At 42.6% G+C, this 25450-nt stretch carries 22 protein-coding genes, 1 tRNA gene and 1 pseudogene; 10 read left to right on the forward strand and 14 right to left on the reverse strand.

Annotation, left to right across the window (positions count from 1 at the left end; all coding sequences use genetic code 11):
- Positions 1–3 precede the first annotated feature (3 nt).
- The 3 genes from BN1044_RS22150 to BN1044_RS22160 form a co-directional block, all read right to left on the reverse strand.
- The gene (locus BN1044_RS22150; RefSeq protein ID WP_081329650.1) at positions 4–2538 is read right to left on the reverse strand and encodes a fimbria/pilus outer membrane usher protein; all 2535 of its coding nucleotides are present in this window, start codon (positions 2536–2538) and stop codon (positions 4–6) included.
- Between the two features lie 295 nt (positions 2539–2833).
- The gene (locus tag BN1044_RS22155) at positions 2834–3376 is read right to left on the reverse strand and encodes a fimbrial protein (RefSeq protein ID WP_072310503.1); all 543 of its coding nucleotides are present in this window, start codon (positions 3374–3376) and stop codon (positions 2834–2836) included.
- Between the two features lie 81 nt (positions 3377–3457).
- Positions 3458–4003 (reverse strand): fimbrial protein, encoded by a 546-nt coding sequence (locus BN1044_RS22160; RefSeq protein ID WP_072310504.1) that lies wholly within the window; start codon positions 4001–4003, stop codon positions 3458–3460.
- 723 nt (positions 4004–4726) lie between these two features.
- Between BN1044_RS22160 and BN1044_RS22165 the strand changes: the two genes are divergently transcribed.
- The 5 genes from BN1044_RS22165 to BN1044_RS22180 all read left to right on the forward strand — a co-directional run bounded on the left by BN1044_RS22165 (position 4727) and on the right by BN1044_RS22180 (position 10882).
- Positions 4727–5788, forward strand: a complete 1062-nt coding sequence (locus tag BN1044_RS22165) for a hypothetical protein (RefSeq protein WP_139130993.1) — start codon at positions 4727–4729, stop codon at positions 5786–5788.
- Positions 5785–7506, forward strand: a complete 1722-nt coding sequence (locus tag BN1044_RS22170; protein WP_072310506.1) for a hypothetical protein — start codon at positions 5785–5787, stop codon at positions 7504–7506. The genes BN1044_RS22165 and BN1044_RS22170 overlap by 4 nt, the downstream gene beginning before the upstream one ends.
- A gap of 57 nt (positions 7507–7563) precedes the next feature.
- On the forward strand, positions 7564–7698 hold the full coding sequence (locus BN1044_RS24145; protein WP_282100178.1) for a hypothetical protein: 135 nt from the start codon (positions 7564–7566) through the stop codon (positions 7696–7698).
- A 99-nt stretch (positions 7699–7797) separates the two neighbouring features.
- Positions 7798–9042, forward strand: a complete 1245-nt coding sequence (locus tag BN1044_RS22175) for a hypothetical protein (protein ID WP_072310507.1) — start codon at positions 7798–7800, stop codon at positions 9040–9042.
- Between the two features lie 943 nt (positions 9043–9985).
- Positions 9986–10882 carry a LysR family transcriptional regulator gene (locus BN1044_RS22180; RefSeq protein ID WP_168780281.1) on the forward strand — a complete coding sequence of 299 codons (897 nt, stop codon included), beginning with the start codon at positions 9986–9988 and terminating at the stop codon, positions 10880–10882.
- A 407-nt stretch (positions 10883–11289) separates the two neighbouring features.
- On the opposite strand, the gene BN1044_RS22185 is transcribed toward BN1044_RS22180, so the two are convergent.
- Positions 11290–11377, reverse strand: a tRNA-Ser gene (locus tag BN1044_RS22185).
- Positions 11378–11593: 216 nt separating this feature from the next.
- Here BN1044_RS22185 and BN1044_RS22190 point away from each other — a divergent pair.
- On the forward strand, positions 11594–12091 hold the full coding sequence (locus BN1044_RS22190) for a 2-thiouracil desulfurase family protein (protein ID WP_072310509.1): 498 nt from the start codon (positions 11594–11596) through the stop codon (positions 12089–12091).
- Between the two features lie 29 nt (positions 12092–12120).
- On the opposite strand, the pseudogene BN1044_RS22195 reads toward BN1044_RS22190, so the two are convergent.
- From BN1044_RS22195 to BN1044_RS22205, 3 genes and pseudogenes are all read right to left on the reverse strand, one after another.
- Positions 12121–12536, reverse strand: a pseudogene (locus tag BN1044_RS22195) (DoxX family protein).
- A gap of 138 nt (positions 12537–12674) precedes the next feature.
- Positions 12675–13349, reverse strand: coding sequence for a MarC family NAAT transporter (locus BN1044_RS22200; protein ID WP_072310510.1), 675 nt, complete (start codon positions 13347–13349; stop codon positions 12675–12677).
- Positions 13350–13439: 90 nt separating this feature from the next.
- Entirely contained in the window at positions 13440–14339 is a 900-nt protein-coding gene (locus tag BN1044_RS22205) for a formate/nitrite transporter family protein (protein ID WP_072310511.1), read from the reverse strand.
- 180 nt (positions 14340–14519) lie between these two features.
- Here BN1044_RS22205 and BN1044_RS22210 point away from each other — a divergent pair, with 180 nt between their 5' ends.
- Positions 14520–14798, forward strand: a complete 279-nt coding sequence (locus BN1044_RS22210) for a YjcB family protein (RefSeq protein WP_072310512.1) — start codon at positions 14520–14522, stop codon at positions 14796–14798.
- Between the two features lie 51 nt (positions 14799–14849).
- Here the strand turns inward: BN1044_RS22210 and BN1044_RS23645 are convergent, their stop codons facing one another.
- The 6 genes from BN1044_RS23645 to BN1044_RS22235 form a co-directional block, all read right to left on the reverse strand.
- Positions 14850–14993 carry a hypothetical protein gene (locus BN1044_RS23645; protein ID WP_175421638.1) on the reverse strand — a complete coding sequence of 48 codons (144 nt, stop codon included), beginning with the start codon at positions 14991–14993 and terminating at the stop codon, positions 14850–14852.
- 198 nt (positions 14994–15191) lie between these two features.
- Positions 15192–16694 carry a glycine betaine/L-proline transporter ProP gene (gene proP, locus BN1044_RS22215; RefSeq protein ID WP_072310513.1) on the reverse strand — a complete coding sequence of 501 codons (1503 nt, stop codon included), beginning with the start codon at positions 16692–16694 and terminating at the stop codon, positions 15192–15194.
- Between the two features lie 415 nt (positions 16695–17109).
- Positions 17110–17562: an outer membrane lipoprotein YfiB gene (locus tag BN1044_RS22220; protein WP_072310522.1), complete on the reverse strand. Its 453-nt coding sequence runs from the start codon at positions 17560–17562 to the stop codon at positions 17110–17112.
- Positions 17563–17632: 70 nt separating this feature from the next.
- On the reverse strand, positions 17633–18859 hold the full coding sequence (locus BN1044_RS22225; RefSeq protein ID WP_247650335.1) for a diguanylate cyclase DgcN/YfiN: 1227 nt from the start codon (positions 18857–18859) through the stop codon (positions 17633–17635).
- Complete coding sequence (locus BN1044_RS22230; RefSeq protein ID WP_081329653.1) at positions 18860–19453, reverse strand: regulatory sequestration protein YfiR; 594 nt, start codon at positions 19451–19453, stop codon at positions 18860–18862. It abuts the gene before it with no gap.
- Between the two features lie 452 nt (positions 19454–19905).
- Positions 19906–20277, reverse strand: coding sequence for a helix-turn-helix domain-containing protein (locus tag BN1044_RS22235; RefSeq protein WP_072310514.1), 372 nt, complete (start codon positions 20275–20277; stop codon positions 19906–19908).
- A 1037-nt stretch (positions 20278–21314) separates the two neighbouring features.
- Here BN1044_RS22235 and BN1044_RS22245 point away from each other — a divergent pair.
- Together BN1044_RS22245 and BN1044_RS22250 are read left to right on the forward strand one after the other, a co-directional pair.
- Positions 21315–21644 carry a DMT family transporter gene (locus tag BN1044_RS22245; protein ID WP_217492957.1) on the forward strand — a complete coding sequence of 110 codons (330 nt, stop codon included), beginning with the start codon at positions 21315–21317 and terminating at the stop codon, positions 21642–21644.
- A gap of 286 nt (positions 21645–21930) precedes the next feature.
- Positions 21931–22866 (forward strand): LysR family transcriptional regulator, encoded by a 936-nt coding sequence (locus tag BN1044_RS22250; protein WP_072310516.1) that lies wholly within the window; start codon positions 21931–21933, stop codon positions 22864–22866.
- A gap of 20 nt (positions 22867–22886) precedes the next feature.
- Here the strand turns inward: BN1044_RS22250 and BN1044_RS22255 are convergent, their stop codons facing one another.
- Positions 22887–24338, reverse strand: coding sequence for a methyl-accepting chemotaxis protein (locus BN1044_RS22255; protein ID WP_072310517.1), 1452 nt, complete (start codon positions 24336–24338; stop codon positions 22887–22889).
- 322 nt (positions 24339–24660) lie between these two features.
- Between BN1044_RS22255 and BN1044_RS22260 the strand changes: the two genes are divergently transcribed.
- A complete protein-coding gene (locus BN1044_RS22260; RefSeq protein ID WP_072310518.1) occupies positions 24661–25104 on the forward strand; it encodes a GNAT family N-acetyltransferase in 444 nt (147 codons plus the stop codon).
- Positions 25105–25450: the final 346 nt, after the last annotated feature.

The raw sequence follows: 25450 nt of genomic DNA on the forward strand, positions 1-25450 counted from the left end.
GTACTACTTCACTTCTTCATTCTTACCAACTGCTTGGCACGGCAATAACAGACTAGATAGCGTGTCCAATTTATTGGGCAACGTGACCTGGCACTGTGTCTGGCCATCCCATTTCACGTCTAACGTTTCATTGGCCTGTAAACCGGTCAACCATGCCTGACCGCTATCCGCCACCACCGCTATTTCGCGCCCTTCGCGGCTAAAAACGCTCGCGCCAAACGGTGGATGACGGCCATCTTCCATGGCCAACACCACCATCGCTTTCGCACCTTGAACCACAGAAAACTTGCGATAACCTATCGCTCCGTCGGTTAGTGAAGACTCAACCACGGATTGATTGGCCTCAATATCGTCTGGCATCGTCGTGAGATCTAAGCTGGTTGTATTTCGGTAGAAACTGCCAACATCAGCGATAACACCAAGGCCAAACATATTGGTATGAACGCGGCCGTTATTGACCGGAACACCGGAAACTTTGCCGGTATCAACCATCAAACGCGTTGAGCCATTGCCGCCGTCCGCGTGGAGCGCCGCACCTTTCGCCGTGGCAGTCAGCCCTCCCTGCAGGGAGAGTCCAAGGGAGGTATAGTTATTTTGGCTATAGCTGGCATTCGCCGTCATCTCTGCGGCATCGCCGTGGTGGGTAAAATAGCCACTCCCTTGTGTACTGGTGCCATTCGCGCCCCCCATCGAGTTACCCGCAGAAAGGCGATAATTATTATTGTTGTCTATACGGTCGTAATAACTCGCGGATTGGGTATAGGTTTTATCGTTATACTGTCCGGTATAGCTTACTGAGGCCGTGCCCCACGGGATGCTCATGCTCAGATAGATCACATCATCATTGTTACCTTCGTATTGACTACGGGTCGCCGAAATCATGAGTGATGTGCTTTTCAGTGGGCCTAAATCAAAATACGTACTCGCCGACAGGCTATAGCGATCGTCAGCCGACTGATCCCAATAAGTCTGATGGCTATATGATCCATAGAGACTTAAACGCAAATCATCAAAGCCCTTACTGGCTGTAATGGTGTAAAGCTCTTTATTATTGCCAGTGCTGCCGTCACGATATTTAGCGTCAAGAAATTCCCCCATCGACATAAAGTTACGTTCGGAAAAACGGTACCCAGCAAAAGTAATTTCGCTGTTAGTGCTATCAAAGCGTTTGGAATAACTCACTCTCCAAGATTTACCCTGTTTTTTTACTTGGTTCGGAAGTTGGGCAAAGGATTGCGTAATATCCGCTGATAGTGCGCCTAGAGAATAGAGATCGCGACCAATCCCCAACGCCGCTGAGTTATAATCACCAGCAATAATTGAGCCGCCATATAATGACCAGCCATTAGTCACCCCCCACGAAAACTCGCCGGAAGTAAATAGAGGGCCATCGATATGATGGTCATAGGTTGACGGCCGTCCTGAAGCCAGTTTGTACTGAACTTGGCCAGGACGAGTGAGATATGGAATCGTGGCCGTATCCACTTGGAACGTTTGTACTGAGCCATCTTGCTCTTCAACCTTCACATCGAGCTTACCGCTGACGGCACTGCTTAAATCCTGAATACGAAATGGCCCCGATGGCACCGTCGTTTCATAAAGCACGCGCCCCTGTTGACTCACCGTCACTTTGGCATTGGTCTTAGCAATCCCCGTGACTTCAGGTGCATAACCACGCAGCGAAGGCGGTAACATACGCTCATCGCTGTTTAGGCTAACGCCGCTATAACGCCATGAATCAAACAAACTGGATGCAAGATAGCTCTCACCCATCGTTAAAACGGCACGCATTTGTGGCAGCGCGCGAAACAGATACACTCGGCTCCAATCTAGGTTTCGCGTCGTTGCTTGCCCTGCGGTACTGCTGTGGTTGTAGCTACCTTGATAATCACCGCGCAGGCGCCATGGCCCCGCATTCGCACCAACGGTGCCGTTTACACTCGCAGTTTGACTCTGCTGCCCATCGTGAGGCTTGGTGTAATTTGAATTGAGATTGTAATCAAACAGAACGCCGGGCTCGCCGTTGTCCCAACGAGATGGAGGCGTCCAATTAGGATCGCTATATTCTAGATAAGCCTGCGGAATATTCAGCTGTAAGGCGCTTGTCCCCAAATCTCCCCGCGCAGAGGCTCCTGACAACATAGACATATCTGCACATTGCAGCTGTGAATTGGATTGCCAATAGGTAATTTTATCCATTACATCAGGCTTTAAACCTAGCTCACGGATCATACTTTCAGGAATACATGGAACACTTGTCTCTGCATTTTCCGGCAGGGACAAATACACCACATCGTACTCATTAAGTGCCTGACTATTTAAGCGTACGTCCATACGATATGTGCCAGGCAAAATGTAGTTTGCCTGAGAAAATCGAGAAAAATCGATGTTGTCTTTATCATTCAAATCTAAAACGTCAGTGTTGAATTCAACAGCGACCACCGTATTGGAATAAAGAGAAACCAATGCGACTGTAATAATGATACTTAGTTTACTGAGCGCAATTTTAGACTCAGCAAATATTAAATTCGTATTCATTATAACCAATACTCCAGCACAAAATCGCCATCGCAAGCTACATCGCAGATGCACTTGAAAACGACTTCCGATCACATCATCAGCAAAATTTATTACGTAAAAAGAGATCGCAAACTAAGGTATTTACAGCTCACTACTTGGGAGAAACACCAATACAATAAAGCTGCAACACAGGTTCTCAGGCACTGCTTACGTAATATCAAATATGTCTTGAAAATAGATTAATCACTGCATGGCATAAGCATGCCCACTGACTTTCTCAAGCGTCGATTTAGTCGTAGTTAAAATGCGCCAATTATTCGTACTCAACTTTGAAGCGAATACCCGCGCGATATCCCCCTGGCAATAATTTTTCATTATTTTTTTCTAGTGATAGCGTGTAATTCAGTGTCATAGCACCTTGTTTGAGCGGCAACGAGGTTAAAGCTTCGCCGGGAAATATGTTATTCCCTTCACTGTCTTTAATCAGTAAACCAACCCCTTGAGCGTTTCCAATCAGTTTAATAAGATGAGGGACGTCATCGTGTAATCCATCAAATGTCACTCGAACACTGTTAAATGACCAATTTCCAGGTCTAAATACTTCACACCCTTCTAAACTTATATGAAATGGCTTCTCAGGCCCCTGCCCATTACGAGCAATCATACCGATGGGCAAAGCGCCCAAATCAATATGCTGATCGATACTCTCAACCGCGAGTGCACAGGCACTGGCAACTATTGACCCATTCATATTGACTCGCCCGTGCTCGGCAGCATTAGCTGAAAATACAGAAAATGGCATTATCGCTTTGGCACATAGCACAAAATTACGCCGCACTATTTTCAACCAAGACATACGCCACCCCCATTCCACAATAAAAAAACGCTGAGAATATAGGGGAAATAAATCCCCTATTCTCATCACTAATCGGAATAATTAGTTATAAGTCATTGTGAAATTAGCAACGCTGGTAAAGCTACCTGGAATAATTACCGCTGAGGAACCACCAGTCTTCTGTAAATAAGCAGTAAAGTTCAGGGTATTATCACCTTTAAGCATATCACCAAGATCGGCTTCATCGCCCAGAACTAAATCTTTACCGCTTTTACCAATGATCCCTAAGCCAGCACCTTTTGCAGTGCCGTTCAGCAGCAGCAAATCGTCTTGACCAGCTACCGCACGAACACCGTCAAAAACGATAGCCGCTTTATATGCAGATCCATCAGCTTTTAGTTCGCAAGATTCTAAATGCAATTCAAAAGGAATAAGCGCTGAACGACCTGCTTCCAGCGTGCTCATGGTAATAGCACCCATTTCAACCGTCTGGTTAGTAGAATCATTTTTGATAGTACATGGCGCATCAACAATTTGACCGTTGAAGTTTACTTTACCTTGGCCACCTGGCGTTCCTGTAATTGCTGCGCTTGCAGTTCCTGCCATCATCACCAAAGATACTACTGCCGCTAATTTATTAAGTTTCATTTTAAACCCTAAAGTAAAGTTATATTTAATTGGACACCAACACTGACAAGGAAAACAGCGAATGAACTTCGCATAACAAACATGACAACCCCACTCAATAACCGAGAATCCCAGCAATCTCATAGTAATGAGCAATACGTTTTTATTATCCGCTGCACAGAAAACATAGAGGTTATATTCTCTAAATAATGCCACCTTGCTGTGTTCCCAAATATATTATCCCTCCCTATTCACCAATAAAACCTATTTCACCGAAAGAGGATGTTTTCGATTTTATATATTGAAAAAAATAAGACATTGGATGATTTACAACACAAAGCACAACAAGCAAGAATGCATTTTGGTTTTTTATTCTAGGAAAATGCCATTGCACGACTTAGTTTTCGATTAAACAATTCAATCATAGATGATTATTCCTTTTAAAAACCCACAACAATAATTGTTAGCCAAACCACCAAATTCATAACAATAAATGTTATCAATAGCAGATAAAGCCCATCGCACGGCCAACCTTGTGGCATTAGGAATAATCACATAAAACTTCATTTCTCATAAATATGAAAGAGAAGTGCAGCTCCTCTACTGAGGTAATAGAGATGAAACAGAGAATGCAAAATCAGAGGGGTATCATTTATTGCCATTAAACATCCATTAATTGCGATTTAACCACTAACCCAAAAGGGGTAAGGCATTACCCAACAACTAACCACGAGGTCGTTTTAAATGAACAGATATAAAAATGAATGTTTAACAATGTACCGAAACAAGAATTACTCTATTCACACTGAACTTACTTTATTTCCCTATAAATCAGAAATCATTGTGCAGTCCGGTTTCGAACAGGCCACAGTCGCTACCAGCAATGCAACTATTACTGATGTGAAAGTTTCTATTAATCCAAAAGGACTTAACCTTGCGATGACCTGGATTGAAGCGCATGCTTTTGGCTTCACATCATTGCACTATGCAGAAATTAATGAGCGCTTGGAGGTAGTACGTACGCATGAGGTTGAATCTATTAGCACCAACAATGCGGCTATTTTGCCTTTAAGCTTTATTTGCGAAGAATTCTTATTCATCGCAAAAGTTGAATGTTCCACCGAGCAAGTGACTATCTCTCAGTATCGTTTAAGCGATTTTTCACTGGTATCTTCACCAATGGTGATTACGTCAAAAGTCAGCGATTCCTATCTCAGCTCAAAACGCAATAAAATTGCTAACCTAACAGTCGTTGACGGCGGGGATAATACATTCTATCTACAGTACAAGGTTCAAACTGACTCAATTCATACCCTGCTTTTGACATATCAAGATAAAACGCTCTCACAGCAGCGTCTGTTTGACTTTGCTTATGACAATATTGGGTTCCATGAAACATATCTCGACAAAGAAGAGAAAATGATCTTTGTCACCTATGCCAATACCGAGTCAGGTGACATTTATCTAGCGGCTCAGTCGCTCGATCCTAATGGAAATCATAATCTCGTCGAAAACAACGTTGTTATTAGTCAAACTCAGGGAAGCTACAACCGCCCTTATATTGAAAAATGTAATACAAATTATGCAGTAACATGGGAAGGCACAAACCCGTATGTTATTTATGTAGATAAAAATCTACTTATTTTATCACCTGAGGAGATGCTCGATTTATCTAACCCAGCCAATATCAAAACTGCCTACGATATGAGCACAGATACATTAGTGATGAGTGCTCAAATTGATAACCGTATTTTTGAAGACTACGGCACATCATTTTATTATTCAAAGACCATGACAAAAAAATGATCATTCTTAATAGCGCTACGCTAGAGCCCTGTAAACAAGAGTATGCTGACGGTACCCTATTGCTCACTGCCGAAATAGATTACTTTTTTGGCAGTGGTGAAACGCTAGACATGGTTATCGACACTTACATTATTAACCCCGTTGACGGTGCTGAGTTGCTGGTTGGGAACAGTCATATTGTTAACTCAACCCCTGTAACAAAAGACAGAACTGAAATAACGGTCGCAATTACAGCTGATCAAAACATTGATGTCCTACGAAATATTATTAATGAGTTTGGCAATCGCACATATACCTTGGTTATCAAACCAACGCTGCCAAATTCAACGTGGGATGGCACAAAAATAATCTCAACCGCAGAAGTGCAGTTGATCGGTGTTGATACGTCAATATCAGTAACAGAAGTAACAAGCTCAGCTGACAATTCAGAGACTACTATTAAGGTTGATGCTAAATATTGGAACAACGAGTGTATGTCGCTCAATGCAACATTAAGCACCGATCAAGACGTACATACGCTATCTATGTCTTATGACAGCAACAGTCAGTTATGGAATGGTGTTGCAACCATCATTGTTCCTGCTGGTCATTGCAATCAGGACATTACTATCACGCTCACGGGAGCATATTCCGCTGGGTGTAATCCATTACCATGCACGTCATGGCAATATTCTGAAAATATTAAACAAACAATTAAAGGACCATGTATGACCACTAATTTCCCAGTCGGACTACACACTTTTGTCGATACATCCAATAGCGAGTCAATCTGCTCAACTATTTTAACCGCTAAGAGCAAACATCTTGTTAGCAGTTATGTTTCTATGCGAACTAAAGACTATAAGTCAGCCTATGCAAAAGTGATTACCAAAGATGGGGCGATGCCTCAGCCTGTCTTCATTCCTGATGTTACAGACTATAACCAGTTTGATGCGGACTTAGCACCTGTCGCAGGCACCGATGATTTTGTTTCTGTTTGGGCTACCAGTGCAATTTCGTCCACCCAGAAATATCAAATTAGCATTCGTCGCTTTACCATCGGCCCTGAAGGCAACATTATCCCTAAAGGTTCTTCACAGGTTATTAGCCAAAGCAATGGCGATTACATGGCTCCACGCATTGTTTACAACAAACAATTAGATCTCTTCTTCGTCACCTGGGCTGCGGTATTAGATAAAGAGATTAAGATGGGCTTTTTCGACTGGGATGATGCAGCGAGCCAATTCACCCAGAAAGGCTATCTAGGCACGCTTGATGCTGCAGTCAGTCCAAACTTCTTTAGTGCAACTTTCAACCTGAACGAATCCGTAAATACGAACGCCTGCTTGGTTAATGCTGCTGACAAAATCATTGGTGCTTTTACGGTAGATGGCACTACCCTTGCCTTCTTCGAATTTGGCTTTGCAAATAATCAGGTATCACAAAACGCCATGCCTGAGTATCAGGCAAACAGCATCAGTAAATTCCATATGGCCTTTGACGATCAGACCACCACGATTAAGATGGTCTTTACCACTAGTGATAATGGTGACATCTATGGTGATACCGTTCAGTATTTCCCAACGCGTATGCGCAGTGATTATCCAGTTCAACCGCGTGCCGCTATTAAAATTAACCAATCAACGTTCCTAGGTCGTCGTCCATACATCAAACGCACCCCGCATTTATCCGATCAAAATGACCGCCAATATGTCATCGCGTGGGAATGTGCTGAGTAATCAGTTCATACTATTAAAGTTTCTAAAAACTTTATTCCAATGGGTGCAGAGAACGTATTGAATAACGGAGACAAAAATAGCGACAACGTACGTATTGTTATTACTGATAACCAGACTTGCTACCTGTTTAATGCATTAGCTCTTGACGGTGAAACGTTGTCATCCCAAGCCATTCTGCTTGCAGTAGAATAATTTTTTAATATTAACGTTAAACGTTAGCTGTACCGCTAACGATAAAGTGAATAGCAGGCAGCGATAGCGCTGCCTGTTACTTAATGAAATAGGCCAGATATGAAAAGCCATTTTTTTAATGGGTATTATTGCCTTGTTGATACTATCAACGAAGATACACTTTATTCTGCCATTAATACCGACAAGTCCAACCATCTTGTTATCGCATACACTAGCGGAAAGAGTTCAGCTGATATCACTGTGTTTGGTAAAGTGGTTACCAACACGGGTGTGATGCCGCAACCATTTCGCATATCAAATAATAGTGAACATGCACAATCAAATGTGCATCTAACCCGTATTTCACAAAATGATAGCTTTGTTGCCGTATGGGATGAAGCCACTGACGAAAATGAGAAAAGCATTTTTATTCGCTATTTTAGCCTCGATGCGAATGGTGCATTACATTCTCAGCAAGTCCCTCAGAAAATCAGCGACAGCGCTGGCATAAACGTTGCCCCGCGAGTTATCCCTAACACTGCAAGTGGGCTCTTTTTCGTCACCTGGTTTTCAATACTTAATCAATCGATTCAGATGCAGTATCTCAGCTTTGATGAAGCAGCCGATACTTTTAAAGATGCATCCTACATTACCGAACTAGAGGGCACCGTCGACGCCGCATTTTTCGCCGATGATCTCAATTTACATACGTCAGCAAGACTCAATCTGTGTTTAACTCAGGCCGAAAATAGCGATATTATCGCTGTCAATATCGACGATCATTCCGTGGGTTTCTTCGAGTGCTACTGCTCAAACAACAAAATCATTCAAACAAATCTTCTTGAGTACCAAACGACAGCAATCAAAAAATTTGCCACCGCCTATGACTCTTTTAACAAAAAACTCAAGATAGTCTATACCCTCGAATACACAGATGGCGGCGAAACCGAAGTTTCATACAGTGATGTGTATGGCGATAGCATTACTTATTTCCCTAGAAAGAAAATGATGCCGAAAGTTGGAACCGATCGGTTAGAGCTAAATTTATCGAATCATAAAACGAGTTTTCCCGCTATACAGCCCTTCACCTGCACAACGGATATCTCTGACATAAGGTTTATTATCGCGTGGAAAACAGATGCTGATGGCATTTGCTTCAATGAGTTTAACTCTGACTTTATCCCTTTAACGGTAGAATCGAACATCAACTCAGCGGGCGTCAATGCTAGCGCACCGTCTATTGCGGTAACAGACAATCAGAAAGGGGTTGTTTTTGGAGCCGCCGGCATTGAATCTAATGCTCTCTATCAGTCTGGCGTTTTGATGGCGATTGAAACATTGTCTGCAAACTCTATAAGTAAGTAGTGTTCGAATCTTAGAATACATTGGCTCGAACATCGGGCCACCTTCATAAAGTCCTGTCCCATCAATATTGGTTTTCTGCACTCCCCTCATATAGCTCAAACCATATTATTTATAGATAAAAACCATCATTTTTTCTAATAATACAATATTTTTCATAAGTCACATTAATACCGCAACGTAATATTACTAAGACCTGTACGAGCAGGTAACTATAAATAGTATTGATTCTTTAATTTTATATAACCCTGTATATACAGGGTTATTAGAACGCCGGCGGCATAACATTCAAGAAACATAATCCGATCGATTTTTTTTATTGAAGTTTGTATTGAGAATGTTAATTCAATCAACCTCAAGCAGGCTATAACCAGCAGCATATAGGCACAAAATCATACATATTCATGCAGTTATATATTTTAAATGGCGTAAAACCTTAACCACACATTACACATACCAGTAACTCTTAGAGAAAATAATTCAATCAACACGCTTCATTATTGAGTAAAAATCATAACTATTGCCTGCGCTCTGATAAACAACCTCCCATAATCCAAACAAAAGTGCTTTATTTCAATTGGTTACATTAATTTATCATTTCATTACGCGCCTGCATATCGTTGCTATGTTAATAAGCCTTACTATTTTGGCAATATTTAATTTTATTCTGTAATTTGCATAATCAATAAATTAACACTACAGAAAGAATTAAATCCAATTAATACGAAATAAAATTTCGGCAATTAAAACAATGTAATTATTTCTTTACATGATTTAAAAATATCAAAACTAAAAACGAAGCATGGTTATTTCAAATTAGTTGCAAATATAATTTTACTAGGTATTATTAACCTAAGTTATTAACTGCGAGGCTTTCAAAATAAAATACTCATCTGTATTAATTTAGGTAGGCAATTTAACTATTTATCGGATGGTTTATATACATATGTTTGTTCTGTCAAAAAACCTCAACTTATTCATGATTACCGCACAAGAACTTTCCTTTAAAAAAGCAGCAAAACGGCTATTTATCACACCGTCTCCGCTTGGGAAATCAATAAACAACCTTGAGGAACAATTGGGGTATGAGCTATTCACTAGAAGAAACGATGGTTTAAAATTAACTAGCAAGGGAAACTGTTTATATACAGAACTCCTCCCAAAATATGAGGAGCTAGTGAAATTAGAAAATGAGATCGTTCGTGGCCGCGGTTTGACACAAAACCCAATCATTAAAATTGGTGTTAATAATTATTACTTTTGGGGGCTTTGTTCAGCTTTAGATAATTTGCTAACGCAATATAATTACAACATCCAGATTATCAATATAGATACAGATATTCCTTACAACTTGCATAATGAAAATATTGATTTTTATATCCACAACGGAGACGCTTTAGAGTCTTATGCAAATATTGAATCAACGCAGCTCCAAGGTGATAGGCTGATGCTGATGACGGGGAAAGACCTACTTCACAAGTACCAAAACAACGTAGAAGCCGTCCTTTCTAATGCAACGTGGGCACAGCTAAGACACACCCCTAGCTCTCCCTACTTTAAAAACATGCATCAATATAGAAATGACAGGCGTATAAATTCATCTCTGATTTCAACTTCAGAAATAACTCAAACTATCGAACTCGTGAAAAAGAACCTTGCGATAAGTTTTGTTTCAAAAACGATAGAAAAATCGCCATTTATCGAGAGAGATCATAACGTCGAATTTATTGATGTAGAAGGGCTTAGTTGTTACATTCCTAGGGAAATTTTCTATCTATCAGCCAAAAAAGAAAAATTATCGATGCTAATAAATATAATATCCAAAGCTATAAATAATATTTAGTATAAAAATAGCCTTACTAATAAACGTATAAAGAACATTAAAAATTTATTGTCTATATTTTCTGATACTGTCCAACACCATTTTAAAACATTTATAATATATAATATTGAGTGTAAAACACTCATTGTGTTTCCGGTACATAACTCATTCCATAACCGTCATCCCAACTAAAGCACTAAAATCGCGCTTTCGCCGCTGCTATTCTCACCTCCAAGTCATCGCATTCAGATACCAATATTTTTCAACGATAAAGGCGCCAGCGCCACACGAAGCCCTACTCACTCGGTCTCACGTTTGATCGCTAATTTCGCCAAGCGACAAGACAGAACGTGCAGACTCGCCATGGGACTTGTGGTCATGCTAAAAAGCAAAAACCCCAAGCTCATTACAAGCTTGGGGTTCTAATTTGGCGGAAGGATAGAGATTCGAACTCTAGGAGCTATTACACTCGACGGTTTTCAAGACCGCTGCCTTAAACCACTCAGCCATCCTTCCAATGGGGGCAGATATTAGCGACCTTCCCGGTGGCTGTCCAGCGTTAAAATGTTTTTTTTGCTCAAGTGAGCAATATTCATCCCATGCGGATCATTTTCAGCCAGAAAATGCTATTTATTAATCAGTTAGGCATCTATTCCCAATGTTTTTCATGCGATAATGCGTGGTATATAGCAAATAAATCTCTTCGCAAGGCGACCATTTTTAGGCTTTTTTATGGCACCCCACACCAAAATATTAGTTAGCAGCTGCTTAATGGGCTTTCCGGTTCGCTATAACGCGAGCGCCAAGCTGTTTATGCCTCCTGCATTGTTGCGCTGGCAGCAAGAAGGACGGCTTGTACTTTGCTGTCCTGAAGTGAGTGCGGGTTTCCCAACTCCACGCTTAAGTGCAGAAATACGTATTGCGCCGCTGGGCGAGCGTACGGTGGTTGAATCCAATAGTCATGACGTGACGTCAGGTTATTTGGCGGGGGCTCATATTGCCCTACAGCTAGCCCTTCAGCACCAATGTCGATTTGCATTGCTCACGGATGGCAGCCCATCATGCGGTAGCTCACAAATTTACGATGGAAGTTTCAGCGGGAAGCGCATCGCTGGAATGGGGTTAACAACTTCACTACTCAGAGAAAACGGTATAACCGTTTTTGGCGAATCTGAATTCTCCGCGCTTGAAGAGGCAATTCATTTCTCGGATATGCAAACGGCCTTCTAAGAGGCCGTTTAGTCGATAAATAAATAGGGTTACAGCTTTTTACTCAAACGATAATCAAGTGAATAGCGTCCTGCACCTGTCACTAACAAGAGTAAAAGCCCCCGATAATGCTGATATTTTTATAAAAGTTGATTTCGTTAAGCACCATATCCATCCCACTCAGTCTCCAGAATGGATGTCCAATAATTGAGGTTCCCAAAACATAAAGTGCAAAAATTGCAGCGATAGGCCGGGTCCAGAGCCCAAGAATAATCGCTAAACCAAAGAAAAACTCAATAACGACGGCAATAATGGCAGAGATATAAGGTAACGGTGCGCCATAGCCCTGCATCGCAGAAACGGCTAGCTCAAAATGAGCTAATTTCCACCAGCCAAAAATAATAAATAGCAGCATCAGTAGTATTCGGGAAAGAAGAATAAGAGAATCTTTCATACCGTCGCTCATTTTTAACTCCTTTGGTATAAAAAGAAGACAACCTTTCTATCTTCATTTTAGAACACAATGGAGAATTATCGAGCGGTGAATGAGATAGGCCACATCGTGCAGCATAGACGTGGCCAAAGAGAGGGATAGTCAGTGTCGTTAGATCATCACGTGAAATGTCTTCACGATCTCTAAAATGCCATTAATGATAAACTGAACACCCATGCAGACTAATAAAAATCCCATCAAACGGGAAATAGCGTCAATACCGCCCTTCCCCACTAGCTTCATAATGGCACCCGAGCTCCGCAAACACCCCCATAAAATAACGCTGACGGATAAAAACACCAGTACGGGTGCAACCAATAATACCCACTCGGGGAAATCAGCACCGTGCTTAATGGTGGACGCCGAGCTAATAATCATCGCGATAGTTCCTGGCCCCGCGGTGCTTGGCATCGCTAGCGGTACAAAAGCAATATTGGCCGTTGGGTGCTTGACCAACTCTTTGGTTTTGCTTTCAACCTCAGGTCGATCTTCCATTTTCTGCTGTGGAAATAGCATTCGAAAACCAATAAAGGCCACGATTAATCCACCGGCGATGCGTAGCCCTGGGATCGAGATACCGAAGGTGTTCATGACTAATTGGCCCGCGTAGAAAGCGACCATCATGATAGCGAACACATAGACTGAAGCCATCAGCGACTGGCGATTTCGCTCCTCGCGATTCATATTTCCGGCTAGGCCAAGAAACAATGCAACCGTTGTTAATGGGTTTGCCAACGGCAACAAAACCACCAGTCCTAGTCCAATTGCTTTAAATAATTCAATCATTAGTCATGCTATCCTTGGTATGTTTTTTGATACTCGGTGAGTCAACATTTCGAGTATATGAAATCAACACCACTCCCGCTATACCGATTATCAGCCCCTATTTTTATTCTTCGACTTATCCAACTCATTACGTATCTGCGCATGGCTGATTAACGCGAAAATGAAGGTACCTCCGATAATATTTCCAGCCAGCGTAGGTAAAGCAAATGGGTATAAAAATGCCTGCCAATTTAGATGACCTGAAAATACGAGATACAGAACTTCAACGGAGCCAACAACGATATGCGTTAAATCACCTATCGCAACGAGATACGTCATGATAATAATCACCCAAATTTTGGCGGCTCCGGCTGATGGAAACATCCAGACCATCGAGGCGATAATCCAACCAGAAATAACGGCGTTAGCAAACATCTCGGTGGGCGAGTTACTCATCACCTGCTGGCTGATTGTTACAAATGCCTCACGCGTTTCCACATCAAATACCGGCAAATACCAAAAAATAAACGCGACAAGGCCTGTGCCGATTAAATTGCCGAATAGAACTAATCCCCACAGCCGCATCAGCAAAACAAAATTAGTTTTATTGGGTTTAGTCATCACGGGGAGTACTGCTGTTAGCGTATTCTCGGTAAACAACTGTTGTCGCGCCATAATGACGATTATAAACCCGAAGGTATAACCAAAGTTCTCTAACAAAAAGGCGCCGGGAACACCATCCAGTTTGACATGAAAAATCCCCTTCGCCATCAACGATGCCCCCATCGAAAGTCCTGCGGCGAGCGCCGACCACAAAAGCGCCCAAATATCACGCTCCAGCTCCTTCGTTCCTTCTTGGCGAATAATTTCGTGCACCGCAGCCGCGCGCGACGGTAGCTGCTCTTCATCGGTATTAATCGATTTCCCTTGCTTTTCTTCTTCGTTATCGACCTTTAAATCATCTGAGGGTTTCTCATCGACAATCTCTTCTGGTTTTGGCTCATCATTCATTCTGCACTCCTTCTGATTGTTAGATTAAGCGTAGACGCTCATCCGAAGATGCAGTGCCTCTGATTTTCTCTGGAAACAGTAATGCAGGCTTTTGGATGAAAAACCTGCTGGAGCATTCGCTCGCTGGAATTTATAATGTGACCAACGTCACATTTTAATATTGAGTAAGGATTGGGTTACATGGGTACTGTTATGACCGGGCTGATCGTCGCCCGCTGGGAAATTATGAGCACGTTTATGATGTTTATTGCCAGCTCATTGAATGTCAAATTCCGCAAAAAAGGCCATCGTTTTGTCGCCTTTACATTCAGCGGCATTGGTTTTGCCATCACATGTTGGCTGGTTTTGGCGTTATCTGGCACCACCATTAACACGGCCGGCATGAGCCATTTTTGGGCCGTTGCAAAAGACGTCTTTGTCGATGTAATGAGTCAACCCGCTACCTATAGCATGATGTGACATGCTCTCGGAGAGTGCCCAAAAGAGCATGGCACCGCAGGTTTTTTATGATCATGCATCACTGCCTGAGGCACTAACGCCGGCTAAAAGCGAAGCCTTAAGCATTTTCATTGCCGTATTCCAGCGACTTGAACTATGGCGTGCAACGGCATATTTTGCGACGGACTGGGCAATTTTAACTCTTTTTGCATTCATCATTTGGCTCCTCTGATAACTGAGCACTATTCCTACACGCTCACAGTTATTAGGAAAAAGCCTATACCTTTCTGCTTCAAGCTGTGTTTTTAAATTGTAAACTTTTGCCGAAAACTATATCCAAAAAACATAGCGTAAAGGCTTAGGGCTATCAAACAAAAAAGGGCCGCAATGCGGCCCTTGATTCAGTCAGATGCTTTAATCCAACTTGGGATGCTGGTCGATAAGGCGTTGTTTTTGACGCTCCAACTCCTCAATCTGCCCGTTAATATCTTCGACCTTCTGCTCAATGTTGTCATACGTTTCTTGTAACAACTCTTTGGCTTCAGCGCGGTCTGATGCCGCAGGCGTTGCACCACGCAGCGGTTTGTTTGCGGTTTCTTTCATAAAGATCCCCGTTGCCAAACCTATCAATGCAACAACCATAAGGTAATACGCTGGCATATACAGGTTGTTTGTCGTCTCAACTAACCACGCGGCAATTGTTGGCGTTAAACCAGCCACCAGAACCGAGATGTTGAAGGAGATCGCCAAAGCACTGTAACGGATATGGGTTGGGAACATCGCAGGCAGCGTCGATGCCATAACGCCGGTGAAGGCATTCAGTAATACGGCAAGGATAAGCAGGCCTAAGAAGATCAACCCAATGACATCACTATTAATCAGCTTGAAGCATGGGATTGCCAACAACAGTAAACCAACGCTGCCGAAAATAATAAAAGGCTTACGGCCATAACGGTCACTCATCAACCCCATCACTGGCTGCACAAACAGCATGCCAATCATGATAGCAATGATGATCAGTACCCCATGGTCTTCAGAGTAATGCAGGTTATGTGATAAATAACTCGGCATATACGTCAGCAGCATGTAATAGGTTACGTTGGTTGAAATTACCACACCTACGCACGTTAATAAGCTTTTCCAATGCTGTGAAACGATTTGTCTAAATGAAGTCTTAGGCGGATTTTGGATCGCGTTGCGATCGTCTTTTTCCATTTTATCGACATGCTGTTGGAATGCTGGAGTCTCTTCCAGCGCATGACGCAGATAAAGACCGATTAAGCCCAACGGAGCCGCAATAAAGAACGGAATACGCCAACCCCAATCAAGGAAGTCCTGCTCACCGACAATACTAGAAATAAGAACAACGACGCCTGCGCCAAGGACAAAACCGGCTATTGAACCAAAATCTAACCAGCTGCCCATAAATCCACGTTTTCTGTCTGGAGAATATTCGGCAACAAAGATTGCCGCACCAGAATATTCACCACCGACAGAAAAGCCCTGAGCTAATTTAGCTAACAGCAGCAGAATCGGAGCCCAAATGCCGATAGAGGCATAGGAAGGGATTAAACCAATACAGAACGTGCTGACGGCCATGATAATAATCGTGACGGACAGAACTTTTTGGCGACCAAATTTATCGCCCAATGCGCCGAAGAAAACGCCACCGAGAGGACGGATTAAAAATGGAACAGAGAATGTTGCTAGGGCGGCAATCATCTGAATGCCAGGATCTGCCCCGGGAAAAAATACCTGTCCAAGTGCATAGGCCACAAAGCCATATACACCAAAGTCGAACCACTCCATTGCATTACCAAGCGCAGCAGCGGTGATAGCTTTTTTTAATTTTTCATCATCAATAATTGTAATGTCGTTAATGTGTAGCGGCTTTGCCTGCTTTCTTCTTAATCTCATTATCGTTTCCTTGCTAAATTTTGTGCTGCACAGCGAAAGCCATCTCGCTGAGGTGCACGGTGGCCACTTATGCCTGATAGACGTGGCCTAAATCGCCGTCAATATGCGTTATTGGAGAGCCATTCTCCGCTAAACTACGCATTTCTCGGCCCTTTTATCCTTATTTAATCCTTCAAATAACGCAGCGGGTAGATAACAATAATTCAACAAAATGGTCCAAATGTCAAAATTTGTGATCTTAGTCACCTGAAACGTAAAGATGATTTGGCTAGGAAAATAACTAGCAAAGCTTATATTAACGACAGGGAATTAATTAACGGATTAAATATTTTTACTATCAGGAAAGCTGAATAACGCGGGCTTTGAATGGCATCATTGAGTAGGCATCATCCGTGATACCCAAGCCAAAATTGAATTATGGTGACTCGATTACAATAGCAACGCGTCTATTTTCTGAGCGGCCTTGTTTAGTACTATTACTCGCAATCGGGTTACTCTCACCCATACCACGAGTCGTCAGATTCATTCGTGGGATCCCACCCTGAGAAAGTGCATCCGCCACGGTATTGGCTCTTTTCAAAGAGAGCTGTTGGTTATAGCTTTCGTCGCCATAATTATCAGTGTAGCCACTCAGACGCGCATGCATGATATTAATTTGCGCGAGCGTTTTACCCATTCGTTTTACTGTTTCAACGCTTTCTGGCGTTAGATTGGACTTATTGTTACCGAAAAGAACTTTCTCAGATAGGCCAAACATCCACCCTTCTTCCGTTTGTTGAAAGCCTTGTTCTTTTAGTACTGCAATTTGTTCAGCGGTAAGCCCGCCTTTATGCTGACAGCCGGCCAAAAATAACATGGCTAAGAACATGCCAATAAATTTCCAGTGAATATGCGTTTTCACGTTTCCTACTCCCTATTTCTATTTTTTAACGTTCTCGTTATGAGATACTCCAACCACCGCCGCTATGCTTGCTGTGATACATCGCGGCATCTGCCTTCTCTAATAATTCAACCGGCGTGCTCTGTGCATGTGAAAGCGTAAAGCCAATACTCAATGAAATAAATACCGGCTCACCGTTAGGTAGATATATTGTTTCCCGCATTGCCTTAACAATTTTGTCTATGATTTGCATAACGTCATCCTTATGCGCAATGTGGCGCAATAAGATTGAAAACTCATCTCCGCCCATGCGAGCAACTAAGTCGTTCTTGCGAACTTGCATTCTCAGCCGCTCTGCGATAGTTGTCAGCACGTGATCGCCGGCGGCATGCCCCCACGTATCATTCACCGCTTTAAAACCATCGCCATCAAGGAACATCACGCATATTTGTTCCTGCGCCGTATTCATGCTTTCCAACATGCTCATAAAGTTGGAGCGGTTAGGTAATGAGGTCAGTGGATCATGCAATGCTTTGTATGAAAGCTGATCGTTTTCATTCACCAAATCTGCCTGCTGTAGCTCCATCTCACGCAACAGGCTGTTGAAACCTCTACTGAGTTCATTAATCTCAGCAATTTGTGACGGTCTCACGCGCAAAGAAAACGCTCTATTTTCTCGGGCCGAACGAGCAACGTGCGCAATATTCTGTAACTCGTCAACAATTCCGGTGTGCATCCGGCGTACCAGCCACAATGACAGCAGTGCGGTAAGCACCAAACAGCTCAATAGACCGAGCATCAAGTTTCCAAGAAACTTTACCATCGTCGCGCCGCCTGCGGTCAGCGTCACATACCCCACAACTTCGTTTTCACTCATCACAGGCTGCACAACCATTTTTGGCAGCAACCACTTGCGAATAGGATCATCGATGGTCATATGCAAACGAGTCGGTGAAGTCCAACTGGCCAGCAGTTCTTTCTTTTGATCATAAATGCGAGCCTCGTAAATTTGCTCTTTTCGCGCAATCAACGTGAGGGCTTCCTGAGCTGCGGGTTTGTCACCGAATACGACCGCCGCTGCGCTGGTGTAACTTATCGTTGACGCAACCAACTGCAAATTGTGCTCTGCATAGGTTTTCAACGTAAACACAGATAATACAGACAGCGGTATACCCGCCATAAGCAATGTAATCGCGATGATCATCAGATGAATGCGCTGAAACATGCGGCGTAAAGTCGGCCGCGGTTTTGGCATATTGGCGTTTGAGGCAAAAATTTGATTCATCTAATTACCCTTTTTCTTCGCCAAAAGCAGCACGTTAGGGTTCACCTGTACATTGCTGCGCGCCAGAATATCTAAGTTCAGGTCAAACGCGATCCCTGAATTATCAATGCGTAAGCAAAATGCGCTGCCCTTAATACACTCTGGATTATCTTCTGCAATGGTTAAAATACTTTTTCCTTGCATGCTTTGTATGAGCAACTCTTGATCGGCCGGTTTTATATTTCCGAAGTAAACCACATCGCATTGTTCAAGCAATTTCGTTGGTGAAAAATCAACGATCTGCGTAGATACATGACGACTAGGTAACACAATACTCTCCTCGACTAATAAGCGTGCATAGCGTGCAGGAGGAACAATACAAAGCTTGATAGGTTCAGGAGAATTGGCCCAGCGAGTATAGCGGATCATCCCAATAACAACTTTTGCAACTTCTTGTTCTTTAACAGCAATTAACTGTGGTGTGTCTACAGGCGTTTCGGCTGCTAAAACATGAACGCTCTGTACTGATAGAACGAAAATTAAGGCTACAGCGGCTTTGCTCTGTATCCCTCTTAAATAATGACTAAGTTTTGTACGGATGGAGGGTGATATCATGAAAAAAGAAGCCTAATGGCAACGGCCTCAGTTTTAATTAGGTTACACATTATTATTCCTCCGTTAACATCCGCCAGCATAATGAAAACATTAAGTACAAAAAAAGTATACACGTAAACCATAGGATTTTTCTCGTGCGCGAATTTTTTGCACAATTACGGCGCTATTTTTATTAGATATAGCTGAAACTTCAATGAGATTGTTCCTTTTATTGTGCGGCCTATAAGCATCTCTACGCTAAGTAAACCAAATGCAACGCTGCTGCTCGTCAATATATCGGTTAGACACGTTTTCTCTTTAGCCAATAATTGTTCATTTATCTTTCAATGAACTAGGTGTATTTCGTTATGGGCATACACAAACAAAAGACATATCCTTGGCATCGGTATTATTAGCAGTATGCCGATATCCATTTAATGACCATAAAAAAACCGCCTTGACGGCGGTTCTAGCTAGTCTCGCTTATTCATTTCCATTACCTCATCGAGGCTAGGATACTGTCTTTTATCGCGAAACTTGGCTGGCGATGTTTCAAAGTGAGCTCTGAATACACGGCTAAATGTCTGCTGAGAGCTAAAGCCATATTTAAGCGCGATATCAATAATTGGAAGCTCACTGGCGCACAGCAACGTTGCCGCTTCATGTAAGCGTCGTTTGCGAACATATTCAGCAATAGAGAGGCCTTGTTTCTGTTTGAATTCACGCTGTAGATACCATTTTGAATACCCGCTTTTCGCTGCAATGGCATCAACCTTAATTGCCTCACTCAATTGAAGCTGTCCTTCTATCCACTGAATAAGCTCGCTGACAATCACCTCTGACATTTATAACCTCTTTCTGTGAGCACCCGGCCTTTAACTGATACTCATAATTTCTTTAGCGCGCTGAGTCGCCGATCCTGTTGTTAGCACCATCATCAGTACGCCATACATCGGCTCTACTTGCAGTATAAGATTATCTGTACATCTTTTGTTGTATCAACATAGTCTTATTGCCTACAGAACGTCGAAAACTCGTCTCGCGGTTTTCTCAGCCATTGGGCAAGAAGCGTTCTCACTTCTCACCCAATTCTATTTTTGCTCTACTGTATTGCACTCTTCTCTAGAGGGAAATGTGCTCATATTATGTTCAGATTTATTCATTCTATACGAACTCCAGTTCTGATAATGGCGTATTGTAAGTGCCTGTATTTTTCATCTGGTGCATTTCGTGCTAGAAGATACGGACTTTTCCCATTCAGAGCACGAATTTGCTCTAAAAAATGAGCGACCTATGGAACAAAACACCAAGAGCTAAAAAGGCAGATATGGTATGCTACACGCTACTATAAAAGGTGGTATGTATGGCCTTAATGACTAAGGTTCTCGATATATTTAAAAGTAAGCAGGCGTTTGTTATTTGTCAGGAATGCAATCACAAAGGTCGCTTTGATGAGTTCAAAATTGAAGACAGCATAATGATGCACTGCCCGCATTGTCATTATAGCTTCAATCGTAAACGGCATAAAATCTCGTCTATTTAGCGGCTATCCTGCGTAACAAATACCCTGTAAAAATGGCGATTGTTGAAGATAGGTTGAACTTGCCTTGCTAAGATATGTAGAGTGTATTTTGGCATTATCGTGGCAGGGAAATTTATGCGATTTTTGATCAATACAATGACTGGGCTTGTCGTCATTTTACTTGCCATATGGACTGCATTCATTTTCGACTTCAACGAAGCCAATAGGCTCCCGCACTATTTATTTCACCATATTGAATCATTTTTCAGTCGCTGATCCTTACCGTATAATGGTGGTAATAAGGTAGACCTGCACACTTTCCCCTTTAATCTGTAAGGATATATAATGTCCCCCGCGTTAATCACCTATGGTGCGTTAGCTTTTGCTATTATTTGCGAAGTCATAGCCACGTCGATTCTTCCGCATACCAAAGAGTTTACTCGTCCTGCACTCACTATTGTCATGGCACTTCTATATGCCATTGCGTTTTATATGCTATCTATTGCAACGCGAACCATGCCCGTTGGCATTGCTTATGCGATATGGAGCTGCCTAGGGATCGTCCTCATTGCAGGCGCTAATTATATCTTATTCAAACAAAGCCTCGATTTCCCTGCGATGATCGGCTTAGGGTTTATTATTGCTGGCGTACTGATCATTAATATATTTTCTCATTCGGTATCGCACTAATATTTTTAACGACCAGTTACTTGATGTATTCGTAGCTGGTTATAAATAGCAAGCCATTTAAATTACGCCAAGAACTCTTTTAAACATATACACTTACATTCCTTCACAATCTTCTCCCCTTACGTCCTACTTTGCTTATTTATCCATTTGTGATTTTATCTTAAAATTATTGAATCGGTTAAATTTTAGCTTATAGTCTTTATATTAAGCATATATAAAAACACAGGCTCAGAGTGAGTTTCTTCATGATATGCTCCACACCAAATCAAGCGTTCAGGGATACGAAATGAGTAATATCAATGAGAAACAAATCCTCAAGCGAGTACGAAGCATAGATTTGAATTTACTCACTGTTTTTGAAGCTATTTTTAGTTGTAAGAGTGTGAGTCTGGCTGCCAAAACGCTGAATATATCGCCATCCGCAGTTAGCCAATCATTGCAGAAAATACGCAATCACTACAACGATATTCTCTTCATTCGACAGGGAAACGTATTACAGCCGACGCTCGTGTGTTTGAAAGTCCATGAGCAATTAGCCGAAATCATGCGTTTAGTTGATTTTTCCCTAAATAGCCGCGTTGATCCTCTTGAAAAGAAGAAGTTTATTATTTATGCATCACAGTTTATGGCGACGTTCTATCTGCCAAAACTGATTAATCTGCTACAGCACCAGTCTCCTAACGTTGAGATCGTGCACCATACCTTGGCTGAAAATACCAACGTTGACGAACTATTGATTAATCGCCAAGCCGACCTTGTTTTTGATCTTCACCCTACGGCCAGTCACTCTGTCATTTCGGCCGAGTTTTCAACCGAAACACTCACGTTAGTATGCAGCACGGAACACCCTCGCCTCCAAGGTAAAGTCGATATTACACAGCTGTATAACGAGCGTTTCTGTGGCTTAAACTCGACGATTCCTTATATTATGCGTCGACAAGTTGAGCTTTCGCGCCTGTTTAAAGAACGGAACTTTATCTTCTCTAGTGATTCCGTCATGACTATTTTAAGCATTATACAAAGTACAGAATCCATTGGCCTCGTGCCCACCTCTTTGTTAACAGATAATCACTATCCTCATATCCGCCAGATCGATATTGATATTCCGTTCGATCCTGTTACGTTTTACGTTCTGCATAATAAACACGTCGCTGACTCACCGGGGTTTTCTCAACTTTTGGCTACCATCATGCAGCTGCAGCAAAGTTTGCATGAGAAGTAGTCGCTGCATTTAGCGGTACACTACGCCAGACGAAATACCGAAATCGCCTGCTTGAGCGCATCGGCCTGGTGCCCTTGCTGCTGAGCCACCCTTACCGTCTCAGCCACATGGCTTACGTTTTCCTGCACGCTATTGTCAATTTGCGCGATGCTTTTATGCATTTGCGCAATGCTGACCCGCTGCTGGACGCTCATTTCCGATAACTCATCAACCAGCTGTGACAAATGTGTAATCGAACTCATGACTTCCTGCATGGTCACGCCAGCGGCGCTCACCTGTCGCGATCCCGTTTGAGTGCAGCTGACTGATACTGCGATTAATTGACGTATTTCTTTCGCCGCATTTTCACAGCGCTGAGCCAGTATTCTGACCTCTGTAGCGACCACGGAGAATCCTTTGCCATGCACACCGGCACGCGCTGCCTCCACGGAGGCATTAAGTGAAAGGATATTAGTTTGGAAAGCAATACCATCAATAATTTCTAGAATATTGCTGATGCGCACCGATTCTTCTCTAATCTGCGCCATCGTTTGGATTGTAGAAGAAATATTTTCGTCACCGCGAGCCGCGATATTTGTGGCTTTTAAGGATAATTCTTGAGCAAGTAATGCTTTCTCGCTGGTGTGCGCAGACACAGACGTCAGCTGCGCCATCGCACTAGCGACCACCGCGAGCGCCGATGCTTGCTCATCTGTTCGCTGCGATAGCGCTGAATTTTGCCGCAGAATACTTTCTGCATCACCTTGTACCATCGCTATCCCGTGGCTCACCTGACCAAGCGTATTGCGCATCGTTTTCAAGGTGGAACTAAAGGTACGGGCAAAAGCAGAGTGGCTTGGGTGCTCCTCGCGATCTAATGTCAGACAGCCTGGCTCTCGATTAATATGTGATGCCAACTGTGCGACTTCGCTTGCCGAGCGCGCATCCCGTGCCATATGAACCGCCATATAAATCAGTATAGCCGTTTGTGCCACCACAAAAATTGCGTGGAAAACAACCATATGGAATCCAGGATGCATAAAGCAGACGATCCCATAAAGATCGTTTTCCTGTAAATAATTAAACAACAGATGATGAACCGCCGCAGTAAGCGCTCCCATAAGCAGCGGTCGATAATCTCGGTAAGCTAATAGCGCTGACAGCAGAACAAAGACCGAGAAATGAAACTCAGTCTCCCCTTCACCTAATTGGATCAATAAAGCAGCAAATCCTAATAGCGTAAACGCATAAAACAATCGGGTGATTAATTTTCCTGGAAACAACATCTTTATCAGCGTAGAGCTAAGTGCCAATATTAACCCCGCGATTAATGCGGTAGATATATGCTCATAATACCAGCCCACACCAACCGCAATAGCAAATAGCCCCCAGACGAGTAAAAACATCAACAAATCGGCACGTCGGTAGATCAGTTCAAGTGAAACCGTCTCTGACGATTCACCTGTGTTCTGTAAGATTGTCGCTGTCACCATTTTATCATCCACACTGTCTGTGATTAGGATCGCTAACGTTTTTGCTTTGCTATCTCATCAAGCGTAGATGTTTTATGACTACGTGGTGGAAAATTTCATACCTATTTTCTCTGTAGAATTAAGAGGTAAGATTAGTTTTTGGCTGGGAAAGGCATCCTCAAAGTCATTCGCTTTGCTATGGCGGCGTTGAAAATAAATGTTCAGTTAAATTTACATAAAAATGCCGCCTGAAATTCAGCAAAATTGTCCATACTGACTATCACTCTCATAAACTGTTTTTTAGCGCTATGCTTTTCATCACACATATAGAGGTGATAACACAATGAAATTATTTACAGCCCAACTGCAAGACGTTAAGAAAATCCTTCCGCTTTACTTAGGCTACCGGGCATTTTACCAAGTCCCTGAATCAGCCGAAAAAGCCGAAAAATTCCTAACGGATAGGATCGCCAATCATGAATCCGTGATTTATTTTGTTGAAAAAGACGGCGTTCCTGTTGGATTCACGCAGCTGTATCCGCTGTTTTGTTCATTAGAAATGAAGCGTATTTGGCTGCTTTATGATCTGTATGTTGCCCCTGAAGCAAGAAAATCTGGGGTCGCGCAACAGCTGATTGCGCGCGCCGATCAACTGGCAAAAGAGACTGATTCCGCCTTCATCATGCTAAGCACGGCTACTGACAACGTTAAAGCTCAGGCCTTGTATGAAAAAGAAGGCTACGTTAGAGATACACAGTTCTTTGTTTACAACAAAATGCTGGGCTAACGGGCTCTACACAAAACGCTGTCATGCACTAGACTTTCAGAATAAACAATAACTGAGTGAGCATTGAGGTTCTTATGTGCAAAACTTTATCTGTTTTATTTATTCTGGTACTTGCTGGGTGCGCTGGTGGATACCATCATCAGAAAGCAACTGACGATCAAAGTCGTCAGCAAACCTGCCAAAACGCAGACGCTAATGCAGACAGCACCTGTGGCCACTCCATTGTTCCGAGCATGTATTAGCGCTTGCTTAATCACATAAACGACAAAGGCCACCGTTTGGTGGCCTTCTAACTAGAATAACGATTAATCACGTGTAAATTTCTCAGCCTCTTCTTCCGTTTCAA

Source organism: Hafnia alvei (assembly GCF_900095695.1).
Classification (GTDB): Bacteria; Pseudomonadota; Gammaproteobacteria; order Enterobacterales; family Enterobacteriaceae; genus Hafnia; species Hafnia alvei_B.

What these genes read in the sequence shown, in the direction of transcription:
- BN1044_RS22150 (WP_081329650.1), bottom strand. Translation starts at nt 2,538, where the DNA reads ATGAATACGAATTTAATATTTGCTGAGTCTAAAATTGCGCTCAGTAAA.
- BN1044_RS22155 (WP_072310503.1), bottom strand. Translation starts at nt 3,376, where the DNA reads ATGTCTTGGTTGAAAATAGTGCGGCGTAATTTTGTGCTATGTGCCAAA.
- BN1044_RS22160 (WP_072310504.1), bottom strand. Translation starts at nt 4,003, where the DNA reads ATGAAACTTAATAAATTAGCGGCAGTAGTATCTTTGGTGATGATGGCA.
- BN1044_RS22165 (WP_139130993.1), top strand. Translation starts at nt 4,727, where the DNA reads ATGAACAGATATAAAAATGAATGTTTAACAATGTACCGAAACAAGAAT.
- BN1044_RS22170 (WP_072310506.1), top strand. Translation starts at nt 5,785, where the DNA reads ATGATCATTCTTAATAGCGCTACGCTAGAGCCCTGTAAACAAGAGTAT.
- BN1044_RS22175 (WP_072310507.1), top strand. Translation starts at nt 7,798, where the DNA reads ATGAAAAGCCATTTTTTTAATGGGTATTATTGCCTTGTTGATACTATC.
- BN1044_RS22180 (WP_168780281.1), top strand. Translation starts at nt 9,986, where the DNA reads ATGTTTGTTCTGTCAAAAAACCTCAACTTATTCATGATTACCGCACAA.
- BN1044_RS22190 (WP_072310509.1), top strand. Translation starts at nt 11,594, where the DNA reads ATGGCACCCCACACCAAAATATTAGTTAGCAGCTGCTTAATGGGCTTT.
- BN1044_RS22200 (WP_072310510.1), bottom strand. Translation starts at nt 13,349, where the DNA reads ATGATTGAATTATTTAAAGCAATTGGACTAGGACTGGTGGTTTTGTTG.
- BN1044_RS22205 (WP_072310511.1), bottom strand. Translation starts at nt 14,339, where the DNA reads ATGAATGATGAGCCAAAACCAGAAGAGATTGTCGATGAGAAACCCTCA.
- BN1044_RS22210 (WP_072310512.1), top strand. Translation starts at nt 14,520, where the DNA reads ATGGGTACTGTTATGACCGGGCTGATCGTCGCCCGCTGGGAAATTATG.
- BN1044_RS23645 (WP_175421638.1), bottom strand. Translation starts at nt 14,993, where the DNA reads ATGAATGCAAAAAGAGTTAAAATTGCCCAGTCCGTCGCAAAATATGCC.
- proP (WP_072310513.1), bottom strand. Translation starts at nt 16,694, where the DNA reads ATGAGATTAAGAAGAAAGCAGGCAAAGCCGCTACACATTAACGACATT.
- BN1044_RS22220 (WP_072310522.1), bottom strand. Translation starts at nt 17,562, where the DNA reads ATGTTCTTAGCCATGTTATTTTTGGCCGGCTGTCAGCATAAAGGCGGG.
- BN1044_RS22225 (WP_247650335.1), bottom strand. Translation starts at nt 18,859, where the DNA reads ATGAATCAAATTTTTGCCTCAAACGCCAATATGCCAAAACCGCGGCCG.
- BN1044_RS22230 (WP_081329653.1), bottom strand. Translation starts at nt 19,453, where the DNA reads ATGATATCACCCTCCATCCGTACAAAACTTAGTCATTATTTAAGAGGG.
- BN1044_RS22235 (WP_072310514.1), bottom strand. Translation starts at nt 20,277, where the DNA reads ATGTCAGAGGTGATTGTCAGCGAGCTTATTCAGTGGATAGAAGGACAG.
- BN1044_RS22250 (WP_072310516.1), top strand. Translation starts at nt 21,931, where the DNA reads ATGAGTAATATCAATGAGAAACAAATCCTCAAGCGAGTACGAAGCATA.
- BN1044_RS22255 (WP_072310517.1), bottom strand. Translation starts at nt 24,338, where the DNA reads ATGGTGACAGCGACAATCTTACAGAACACAGGTGAATCGTCAGAGACG.
- BN1044_RS22260 (WP_072310518.1), top strand. Translation starts at nt 24,661, where the DNA reads ATGAAATTATTTACAGCCCAACTGCAAGACGTTAAGAAAATCCTTCCG.